Consider the following 9,488-nt stretch of genomic DNA (forward strand, 5'->3'; position numbering starts at 1 on the left):
CTACCCCGACACCAGCCAAGCCCCACCCAACCCGTTCCGCCTACGTCCCTGGGAAGTCGTCGTCTACCACCGCCTCAACGTCGACGGGAGTAACGCGTGACCTTCGTGGACGCCCACACCAGCCTCGTGCGCCGCCTGCCCGCGCAGTTCGTTTGGGGTGTCGCCACCGCGTCGTACCAGATCGAGGGGGCGGTCGCCGAGGACGGCCGGACGCCGTCGATCTGGGATATCTACAGCCACACACCGGGAAACGTCGACAACGGCGACACCGGTGACATCGCCTGTGACTCCTACCACCGATGGCCCGAAGACCTGAAGCTGCTACGCGAACTCGGTGTCAACTCGTACCGCTTCTCGGTGTCATGGCCGCGGGTGCAGCCGGAACCGGCCGGTGCGATCAACAGCACCGGAATCGGCTACTACGACCGCTGGTCGATGACCTGCTAGCCGCAGGAATCGCGCCGATGGTCACGCTCTACCACTGGGATCTGCCGCAGTACCAACAGGACCGCGGTGGCTGGCCCGTGCGCGAGACCGCAGAGCGATTCGCCGACTACGCCGCCCTCATCGCCGCAAAGCTGGGCGACCGCGTGGAAACCTGGGCGACGATCAACGAGCCGTTGTGCGTCGCATGGCTCGGGTACCGCGACGGGCTCCAGGCACCCGGCATCCGCGACATTGAACAGGCCGTTCGCACGTCGTATCACGTGCTGCTCGGGCATGGGCGGGCCGTCCAGGCGGTTCGCTCTAACGCTCAACGACGCGCGCAGGTCGGAATCGTCGCCAACCGCAGCCCCTGCCGCCCCGTGAGCGATCACCCCGACGACATCGCGGCAGCGTGGCGCGCTGACGGTGACACGAACCGATGGTGGCTCGACCCTATCTATGGGCGCGGCTTCCCAGAAGACATGGTTGCGGTGTACGGCGTCGACCTGCCGGTCCACGCGGGCGACCTTGACGTGATCGCCACACCCACCGACTACCTCGGTATCAACTACTACTTCCCGACCTACGCCGCCGCCGCACCGAGGGACGGCGTCCTCGAGTTGACCCACCAGCCCCCACCCGGGCCGCGCACGGCGATGGGCTGGCCGGTTGACGCCGGCGGGCTCGAAGACGTTTTGATCCGCGTCACCGAGGACTACCAGCCACCCGCGATCTATGTGACGGAGAACGGCTCCGCGTACGACGATGCCGTCGCCGACGACGGGTCCGTCGACGACCCGCACCGGACCCGTTTTCTGCTCGACCACCTCGAAGCATGCGCACGCGCCGTCCAACGCGGCGTACCCCTGCGCGGCTACTACGCCTGGTCACTGCTGGACAACTTCGAGTGGGCGTACGGCTCCAACAAGCGCTTCGGTCTCATACACGTCGACTACCCAACCCAGCGTCGCACCATGAAAACGACCGGGCGCAGGTACGCCGAACTCGTCGCGGCACACCGCGCCAGCGGCAAGAGCACATCGGAACTAGCCCGCACATCGCGCGGCGGAAGACTTGGCTAATCATGAGCGAGGTGCGCGTCGGCGTCCGGCCACGACGGGCACATCTTCCTTCACCTTGGGCGGACTCGCTGGCGGCGACGCTTGTGGAGAGCGCTCCGCCATGGACACGGGTCTGAGTACACAACGGTGGGAGGCCACGGGCGGCCGGGGCGGCACACCACGACGGGGAAAGGCGGCTCCGAACGGCGAAAGAATGCAGCTGTGCGGCTCACTCGTTTGCCACGATCCGCTCGCTACTTAGCGTGATGAGTTGCGCGAGCGCTGGCGCGCTCAACTGCCGATTGCCGTGCATCCGAGCCCCGGCCTCCCCGGATTCTTCACCACTCATCGCTTCGACGATGCGCAGGCGGCAGCCGACTTCCGGGGGCAGGATCCCAGGTGTCGTCAACCTGGTGGTCCGGAACGTCGCGGCCTCGGCTGGCGATCTTCCACTCGGGCGAGTCGCGCAGCTCGCGTGACCAGCGCCAGGCGCCCCACACTCCATGCGCCAGCATCGCGATCGCCATCACGAGCATGACGGCAGCGGCGACCCGCATGGGGCCGGATTCTTTGATCAGCAACGCCGTGGATCCGAGCGCCGCAACAAAACCGAGCAGGATGAGCGTCGCCGGATTGACGGGCAGCATTATCCCACTATGACACCGGCCGGCGCTCGCCGGTGAACGAGCCTCGGTGCCTCAAGCCACGACCCATGCCGAATGTGTCCAGCCGTGAAGTTCTGGACCGGCGTGTATGAGTAGGAGTTCTCGGATCCAGCGCGCACAACTGCCGCTGCCCGGTCGGATTGGGCTGGCCTGGGAGGCCTCTCAGGCAGACGGATATCGGTCAGGTGCGTGTCAGGCGCTCGGCGTGGTCGGCCTCTTCGGCGGTCACCTCGCTGGGTCCGCTGGACCGAAGCCGCCAATGGGTGACCGCCCCGTCCGGGCCTAGCAACTCCCCGCCGGACAGGGTGTCGTTGATGCGCTGGCGCACCAGGTCCTCGGCGTCCGGCTCGGCGGCGAACAGTGTCCGGAGTTGGACTAGGTCGCCGACCCGCTCGGTCTGGGTGTGGTGTGCCGCCAGCGGGCATGGCGGTTGATGGTCCCAGTGACCGCAGAGGGCGACGGTTATGGCCGCACCCGGCGCCCGGATGTCGCCATCCGGCTCCAGCACGAGGACCGCCTCGTGCGCGAACGCTTGGCGCATGGAGGCCAGTATGCCGGGCCCGCGTTCTGCGGAAATTGGCCGGGCCCGGCGACAGTGGGTGGTCGGATGGCTCGGATGTGCACTCAACTGCCGCGAGTCGCGTGCCGCCGCCCTGGTGGCCATGTCACCCTGCGTGACTTCGGTCAGCTCTGCAATGGCGCACGCTCGTGCCGATGTTAGTGCAGTCGGGCTAATCGCGGGTTGTTGTCAAGGTTCGCCGCGAACCTTGAGCTGCATCTGTGGACCCGCTCGTCGGCCACAATTCCCTCTTCCACCGCTTTGAGGGCATTTTGATCCCAAGCAGAACACCAGTAACTATCATTCCATGTTGTCGCATTCCAATCAGACGAAACAGGGGTACCGAACTTCAGCTACCCAAGCAGGAGCGGTTCGTAAAGTCGCAACGAGAGGAGGGTTCGACAACTAGCATCGACAACATGGCCGAGGGAGCTGGAAGGCAAGACACCCCTCAAAAGTCACCATGGAAGAAATGGATTAAGGAGAGAAAATTAGGAATTCCGAACATTGCCTGGGCAACCATCACTGCCATAATCGGCGTTCTTGTGGCCGCCGCTTACACCCAAATCACGAAGAAATCAGAAGAGGAAGTAGCGCTAGAGGCGGTCGCAAAGCTGTCAGCCGGACAGACAGTGGAGAACTTTGAGAGCATGCTCGGCGGGCCTGCGCAGGTCAACAAGAAGATCGGTCCACTCCGAGAAGCAATGTGGATCAACGAAATATACGCGGTTAAGGCCATCACTGAGGCCAGCGGTAACGGCGTTGTTGTCGGATACACGGTGACCACAAGATCAACCACTTTCAACCCCGAGATCCCTTATGGCGACAACATCGGCAGACTTGGCGAATCCCGGTTTTCCGAACTACCTGACGTAGCATCCGCCTCCAGGGTAGGACGGCACCTCAACGGTTACTGGTTCTACGATGAAGCCCTCAGAGCAGGGTGGGCCACCAACTACGAGACTTGGCTGCTTGGCAGTGGATCGTCCGGGGTTGGTGGCGAGTCGGCCGGAAGCCGCGAAGCTGTTTCTACGCTTGTTGACGCAGCAATTCCGAGCAATTTCCAGAGTGTTGAGAACTCTCGCAGAGTATCCAATGCGCGCAGCGGTCTGATCATCACAACCTACGGTTCACTTAGCGATGGCTTCGATCTCGGTGATCTTCCCCAAGAATTCGACTTGGCACCCGACCGAGTGGAATCCAACAAGTACCCAGCCAAGGAACAATGAGTGCTACTTTTTAGCTTGAAAACCTCATAAATCGAACTGCCGTCACGCGTCACCGGCGTCTGTCCGAATTGCATTGCCTGCCGGGCCGCGCGATCGTATCCCTGGACGGCGGCGGCATCCTGACATGCCGCGTAGCGACGCGTTGTCTCCAGCAGATAAGCTATGGGGTGCGCAGGACCACCACGCGCACCGAGTATGACGGGCTGTCAGCTGGCTCGACGTCGTACCTCACCCGGACGATCTGCCGATCGTCGAGATAGAGCGCTACCTGCTGAAGCGGCCCAAGGTGGGAGAGATCAAGGTTGATCGGGTTGGTCTTGTCTTGCAGGACGTCGCCGATGCCGCCGAGATAGTTGGTCGCGTCGCCGGCCGGGTGACCAAAGGGCGCTCGCAAAGTCACGTCAAGGCCTACGAGGCGGTCGGTGACTTTCCAGCCGACCGACTGCGAGGCAACCGCAGCGGCCTCCAACAACGCCCGAACTCGGTCATGCTGCTTGTGGCTTGCCGATAACAATGACAACGCCTCGTTCTTGATTGGTGGCCATCCGGGCACGTCAAACGCAATTTCCGCCACGTCGCTCGAGCTCATCAGGTAAGTCTCGACGAACGAGTGCCTAGGCGGAAGGCGTACTGATCTGCCGCACACAGTGCGCAACCCAGCCGGTGCGCCCATCACCGTCAGTAGCAGAGCCTCGCTGGCGCAGACGTTCTGCTTTGCCGACGAGAGTGCGCTCGCCCACGGGTGCCGCCATTACTCTGTTCGGATGCCGATCGACCTCTACGCCGGTATCTCAGTCAGCGACTACCCCGCCGCCCTCGCCTGGTACGAGAAGCTGCTCGGCACCGCACCGACCTACGTGGCCAGCGACACCGAAGCCGTGTGGGAACTGGCCGAGCATCGGTCGATCTTCATCGAGCACCGACCCGCACACGCAGGTCACGCCCTGATCACCATCTTCGTGGACGACCTGGACACCTTCGTCGCCGCCGCCGCGGAACGCGGGATCGAGCCAGCCAAGCGGGAGACCTACCCCAATGGAGTACGCAAGGCCGATTTCCACGACTTGGACGGCAATGAGTTGAGCATCGGCGGGACGCCACTCTGACGCACCTCCCGCGACACTTGACCGATCGCTGCACGACCTTCGGTCGCACGCTGACGACCGATGAACCGGCATCCGGATCTGCCGCTGTCCGCTCGGAAAGGGCTTGAGGGCGCCCCGCCAACGGCGGGGCGTCCTCCGGACTCGGCCCGGCTCGAACGGGCTGCCACCCTCTCCAGATGCAGCAAGGGCACGGTCATCCGGAGCCACCGCACCTTGGGCGAGGACGGCAAGAGTTTAGCGACACTACGGCGCACGGACATGCCGCTGACATCGCGCAGTCGGCGCCTTGCACTGGAGTGCCCGCTACGTAGCGTTACCGTTCCTGTCGCAGAGGCTTCCGGCAAGATGGAGTCGCGGTCCGGCTCAGCTACCCCGCTGGCGTGGCGTGCGGGTGACGACGTCAGGACGCGAATATGTATTACTTTCCGGGTTTCGGCTTCGCGGCGCCTGCGGTGCCGAAACGCGTAGCAGACGCGGCCCTGACGCGGGGCCGATCGCGGTCCAGACGTTGCGAGCCCGGTTGGCGGACCCATTGAGCGTGTTCTAACCACCGTCGGGTCCCGTACAACATGGGAACACCCAATGAACGGCGGCGGGACGACGTTTGTGCTGGTAGAAGGCGTGTGGCCACTACCGCCGCGGGGTTGATCACGTCGTGAGGCGGGGCGTGCTGATGCGCCCGGGTGTCGCTGGGGACACGGACTGACCGCGAGCCGCGCCCGGGAAGGTCACGGTGATTTCCATACCGCCGTTGGGGAGCGGGTGGGCCGTGATGGTGGCTGCGTGCGCGGTCGCGATGGCCTGGACGATGGACAGCCCGAGGCCGAGGCCGCCGTCGTGGTGGGTCCGGTCGGTGTCCAGTCGCTGAAACGGCTGGAACAGCCGGGAGACCTGGTCCGCCGGTACCAAGGGACCGGTGTTGGTGACGGTGAGCACCGCGGTGTTGACCTTGGTCGCGGTCGACACCTCCAGCCGCCCGGGGGCCACGTTGTACCGCAGCGCGTTGTCGACGAGGTTGACCGCGAGGCGTTCGATCAGGTGTGGATCGCCGAGGGTGTGGGCCTCGTCGAGCTGGGTCGTGAGGCGCAGCCCGCGTCGGCCGGCCTCGGCTTCCCGAGCGAGGAGAACCGCGGTGGCTACGTCGGTCAGATCGACCGGCTGTCGGCGGTCGAGCCCGCGCTCGCCGCGGGCCAGAGTCAGCAGCGCGTCGATTAGCCGTTCCTGTTGGTACGTCGCGTTCAGCACCCGTTCGTGGGCGGTGCGGAGCGAGTCGACAGTGGCATCGGGGTCGGCCAGGGCGACCTGGACCACCGTGCGCTGCCGGGCGAGCGGGGTGCGCAATTCGTGTGAGGCGTTGGCCACGAACCGGCGCTGGGACTGGAACGACGCTTCCAGCCGGGTGAGCAGATCGTCGATGGTGTCGCCGAGTTCTTTCAGTTCGTCGTCGGGACCTTGCAGGGTGAGCCGCTGATGGAGGTTGGTGGCGGAGATTTGGCGTGTCGAGGTGGTGATGGTGCGCACGGGGCGGAGGATCCTGCCGGCCACCAGCCACCCGAGCACCAGGGACACGGCGGACATGAGGGCCAACGCGGCCCCCGACCGGGTGAGGAACGCGCTTTTCTGGCTGTTCGCGACCTCCGCGAGCAGGAACTGCGCGGCCTGTACCTGTTGCGGAGTCGGGGCGCCGTCCGGGGGCGGGTTCAGGTCCGGCGGCGGGGTCGGGCTCGCGACGGAGTTGGCGTCTTCCGGAGTCTCCGCGTCCTCAGCCAGCGGCTGGACGCCGTCCGGCCGGACCATGAAGGCGGTGCCGTCCTCGCGGACCATGAGGATGCCCTCCTGGCTGTTCTGGACGAAGCCGAAGCTCGAGTGCTGCAGCAGAACATAGGTGGTGGCCAGCAACCCGGTGCCGCAGAGCAGGAAAAGGCCGCCGTAGAGCAGGGTCAGTTGTATCCGCACCGTGCGCCGGGGCAGCCGCGGATGCCGTAGGAGCCGCTGCAACGGACGGGGGATGTTCATGCGTGACCTCAGATCTGGTAGCCGGACTTGGCCACGGTCTCGATGACCGGCGGATCACCGAGCTTGCCGCGGAGCCGGCTCATGGTGATCTTGACGGCGTTGGTGAACGGGTCGGCGTACTCGTCCCACACCCGTTCGAGGAGTTCTTCGGCGGAGACCGTGCGGCCCTGCGCGGCCAGCAGCACCTCCAGCACCCCGAACTCCTTGGGGGTGAGTTCCAACGGCCGGTCCCCCCGGTAGGCGCGGCGGCGCGCCGTGTCGAGCACGACGTCGCCGTGGCGGAGTACCGGCGGCGTGGCGGGGTGGGCGCGGCGGGCGAGGGCGCCGATCCGGGCGACCAGTACCGGGAAGTCGAACGGTTTGGGCAGGTAGTCGTCGGCGCCGAGCCCGAGTCCGTCGACCAGGTCGTCGTTCGACGCCGCGGCGGTGAGCATGAGGATGCGGCTACGGCACCCGCCCGCGACGATCTGCTCGCAGATCGTGTCGCCGTGGACGCCGGGAAGGTCCCGGTCGAGCACGATCACGTCGTAGTCGTTGTCGACCGCGCGGGACAGGCCGGCCCGGCCGTCCAGTGCTACGTCCACGGCCATCCGTGCCCGGCGCAGCCCGACAGCGACCGCCTCGGCCATCTCCGCGTCGTCCTCGATGACAAGTACCCGCACCATGTACCCCTTTCGGCCCCCCAAGAATGCCCCGGACCGGGTTTCGGCGCGGTTTCGTTCGTCGTTTCGGGAGGCTCGTCGTCGGCAGCGAAACCCTCCCGAAACCGTGCCACCGATACACCTCTACGGGTCGCGTCGGGCGGTTCCGGCCGACACACCTGAGGAGTGAGCCGATGAGAAAGAGATTAGGTCTGGCCGTGGTCATCCCGGTGTTGACGTTGGCGGTGGTGGCCTGCGGTGCGGAGAAGGGCAGCGACATTCCGACCGCGAACGGCGGGGGCAGTGGTGCGACGGCGGCGGCGAGCTTGTCCGCCGAGGAGCGGCAGCAGCGGGCGCTCAAGTTCGTCGAGTGCATGCGTGAGCAGGGGATCGACATGCCCGACCCTGACCCGGAAACGGGCGGCGTTGGTATGGAGTTCGACGACAGCACCGAGGACAAGATGAAGGCCGCGTCCGAGGCGTGCCGGCAGTACATGCCCAGCGAGGGCGAGGCGCGGACGAGGAGCGCGGAGGATACCGAGAACCTCCGGAAGTTCGCCCAGTGTATGCGTGAGCATGGCCTCGACGAGTTCCCGGATCCGGGCCCCGACGGTTTGAGCCTCGATGGTACCGGTCTTGATCCCAAGGACGCTGCCTTCAAAGCGGCCGAGGAGGCGTGCAAGGACCTGCGCCCGAAGGCTCCGGGGTCGGGTTCATGAGTGAGGGTACGGTCGGCGCCCGGCGTCGTCGTCGCCGGACGCGCACGCTGGTCGTGTCGGGTGTGGTCCTCCTGACCGTCGGCGGCGGGACCGCGGCGGTGTTCGGGTTCGGCGCCGGCACGGCCGACGAGCCGGTGTCCAGCACGATGCCCCCGGGCACGGCCAAGGTCACCAGGATGACGCTCACCGAGACCGCGGACGTGGACGGGACCCTGGGTTACGGCTCCGCGGCCTCCGTCACCGCACAGCGCGGCGGCCGGATCACCTGGCTGCCAACACCAGGATCCGCAGTGGAGCGTGGCAAGGCGCTGTACAAAGTGGACGAAAAGCCGGTGGTGCTGCTGTACGGTTCGGTCCCGATATACCGGACCCTCGCACCGGGCGTCACCGGCAAGGACGTCAAACAGTTCGAGCAGAATCTCGCCGCATTGGGCTACCAGGGCTTCACGGCGGACGAGACGTTCAGCCCGGCGACCGCAACGGCGGTCAAGTCTTGGCAGGAGGATCTCGGGCTGGCAGAGACCGGGACGGTCACGCCAGAGCCGGTGGTGTACGCACCCGGGGCTGTCCGGGTCGCCGAGCGCAAGGCGGAGATCGGTGCCCCGGCCGGCGGGCCGGTGCTGACCTACACCGGCACCACCCGGCAGGTCTCGGTGGACCTGGAGCTGACCAAGCGCGGCCCTGGTCAAAACAGGGGCGGGCGGGACGGTGAAGCTGCCCGACGGGTCCACAGTGGCCGGCACCGTGACCAGCATCGGTCGAGTCGCCGAAACCCAGACGGGCAGCAACGGTTCGTCGAGCACCACCGTCGAGGTCATTGTCTCCATAGCTGACCAGAAGAAGCTCGGCTCGCTGGACGAGAGCCCGGTCGACGTCGTGTTCGTGGCCAGCCAGCACAAGGATGTCCTGACCGTGCCGATTCTCGCGCTGCTCGCGCTCGCCGAGGGCGGGTACGGCGTCCAGGTCGTGGAGGGGAGCAGCACCCGGATCGTGGCTGTTGAGACCGGGATGTTCGCCGGGGGTCGGGTGGAGGTCAGGGGCGACGGGATCACGACCGAGACCGTGG

Annotated in this window: 9 protein-coding genes and 2 pseudogenes; 6 read left to right on the forward strand and 5 right to left on the reverse strand. The window is 66.1% G+C overall.

The annotated features are described in order from the left end of the window. Window positions 1-126: 126 nt before the first annotated feature. Window positions 127-1,508, forward strand: a pseudogene (locus E1193_RS26985) (GH1 family beta-glucosidase). 317 nt (window positions 1,509-1,825) lie between these two features. Here the strand turns inward: E1193_RS26985 and E1193_RS26990 are convergent. Together E1193_RS26990 and E1193_RS26995 are read right to left on the reverse strand one after the other, a co-directional pair. Continuing rightward, on the reverse strand, window positions 1,826-2,134 hold the full coding sequence (locus tag E1193_RS26990) for a hypothetical protein (RefSeq protein WP_132185993.1): 309 nt from the start codon (window positions 2,132-2,134) through the stop codon (window positions 1,826-1,828). Between the two features lie 199 nt (window positions 2,135-2,333). Then, window positions 2,334-2,693, reverse strand: a complete 360-nt coding sequence (locus E1193_RS26995; RefSeq protein WP_132185994.1) for a hypothetical protein — start codon at window positions 2,691-2,693, stop codon at window positions 2,334-2,336. A 437-nt stretch (window positions 2,694-3,130) separates the two neighbouring features. Here E1193_RS26995 and E1193_RS27000 point away from each other — a divergent pair, with 437 nt between their 5' ends. Beyond that, entirely contained in the window at window positions 3,131-3,940 is an 810-nt protein-coding gene (locus tag E1193_RS27000) for an ETEC_3214 domain-containing protein (RefSeq protein WP_132185995.1), read from the forward strand. 160 nt (window positions 3,941-4,100) lie between these two features. On the opposite strand, the gene E1193_RS27005 is transcribed toward E1193_RS27000, so the two are convergent. After that, window positions 4,101-4,529, reverse strand: a complete 429-nt coding sequence (locus tag E1193_RS27005; RefSeq protein ID WP_132185996.1) for a hypothetical protein — start codon at window positions 4,527-4,529, stop codon at window positions 4,101-4,103. Window positions 4,530-4,704: 175 nt separating this feature from the next. Here E1193_RS27005 and E1193_RS27010 point away from each other — a divergent pair, with 175 nt between their 5' ends. Beyond that, window positions 4,705-5,046 (forward strand): VOC family protein, encoded by a 342-nt coding sequence (locus E1193_RS27010; RefSeq protein ID WP_132185997.1) that lies wholly within the window; start codon window positions 4,705-4,707, stop codon window positions 5,044-5,046. Between the two features lie 648 nt (window positions 5,047-5,694). Here E1193_RS27010 and E1193_RS27015 read toward each other — a convergent pair. Both E1193_RS27015 and E1193_RS27020 read right to left on the reverse strand, forming a co-directional pair. Then, window positions 5,695-7,062, reverse strand: a complete 1,368-nt coding sequence (locus E1193_RS27015) for a HAMP domain-containing sensor histidine kinase (protein WP_132185998.1) — start codon at window positions 7,060-7,062, stop codon at window positions 5,695-5,697. Between the two features lie 8 nt (window positions 7,063-7,070). Next, complete coding sequence (locus E1193_RS27020) at window positions 7,071-7,724, reverse strand: response regulator transcription factor (RefSeq protein WP_132185999.1); 654 nt, start codon at window positions 7,722-7,724, stop codon at window positions 7,071-7,073. Window positions 7,725-7,921: 197 nt separating this feature from the next. Between E1193_RS27020 and E1193_RS27025 the strand changes: the two genes are divergently transcribed. The 3 genes and pseudogenes from E1193_RS27025 to E1193_RS27035 all read left to right on the forward strand — a co-directional run. Beyond that, window positions 7,922-8,422 (forward strand): hypothetical protein, encoded by a 501-nt coding sequence (locus tag E1193_RS27025; protein ID WP_132186000.1) that lies wholly within the window; start codon window positions 7,922-7,924, stop codon window positions 8,420-8,422. Continuing rightward, window positions 8,419-9,255 (forward strand): peptidoglycan-binding protein, encoded by an 837-nt coding sequence (locus tag E1193_RS27030; protein ID WP_132186001.1) that lies wholly within the window; start codon window positions 8,419-8,421, stop codon window positions 9,253-9,255. Before E1193_RS27025 ends, E1193_RS27030 begins: the two co-directional genes overlap by 4 nt. Then, window positions 9,167-9,488 (forward strand): annotated as a pseudogene (locus E1193_RS27035) (efflux RND transporter periplasmic adaptor subunit); the annotation flags it as partial. The gene E1193_RS27030 and the pseudogene E1193_RS27035, both read left to right, overlap by 89 nt.

The sequence above is a fragment of the Micromonospora sp. KC606 genome, from assembly GCF_004348675.1.
In the GTDB taxonomy this organism is placed as follows: Bacteria; Actinomycetota; Actinomycetes; order Mycobacteriales; family Micromonosporaceae; genus Micromonospora.

Coding starts and splice junctions, on each gene's coding strand:
- E1193_RS27010 (WP_132185997.1), top strand. CDS start 4,705: ATGCCGATCGACCTCTACGCCGGTATCTCAGTCAGCGACTACCCCGCC.
- E1193_RS27005 (WP_132185996.1), bottom strand. CDS start 4,529: ATGAGCTCGAGCGACGTGGCGGAAATTGCGTTTGACGTGCCCGGATGG.
- E1193_RS27030 (WP_132186001.1), top strand. CDS start 8,419: ATGAGTGAGGGTACGGTCGGCGCCCGGCGTCGTCGTCGCCGGACGCGC.
- E1193_RS27015 (WP_132185998.1), bottom strand. CDS start 7,062: ATGAACATCCCCCGTCCGTTGCAGCGGCTCCTACGGCATCCGCGGCTG.
- E1193_RS26995 (WP_132185994.1), bottom strand. CDS start 2,693: ATGCGCCAAGCGTTCGCGCACGAGGCGGTCCTCGTGCTGGAGCCGGAT.
- E1193_RS26990 (WP_132185993.1), bottom strand. CDS start 2,134: ATGCTGCCCGTCAATCCGGCGACGCTCATCCTGCTCGGTTTTGTTGCG.
- E1193_RS27000 (WP_132185995.1), top strand. CDS start 3,131: ATGGCCGAGGGAGCTGGAAGGCAAGACACCCCTCAAAAGTCACCATGG.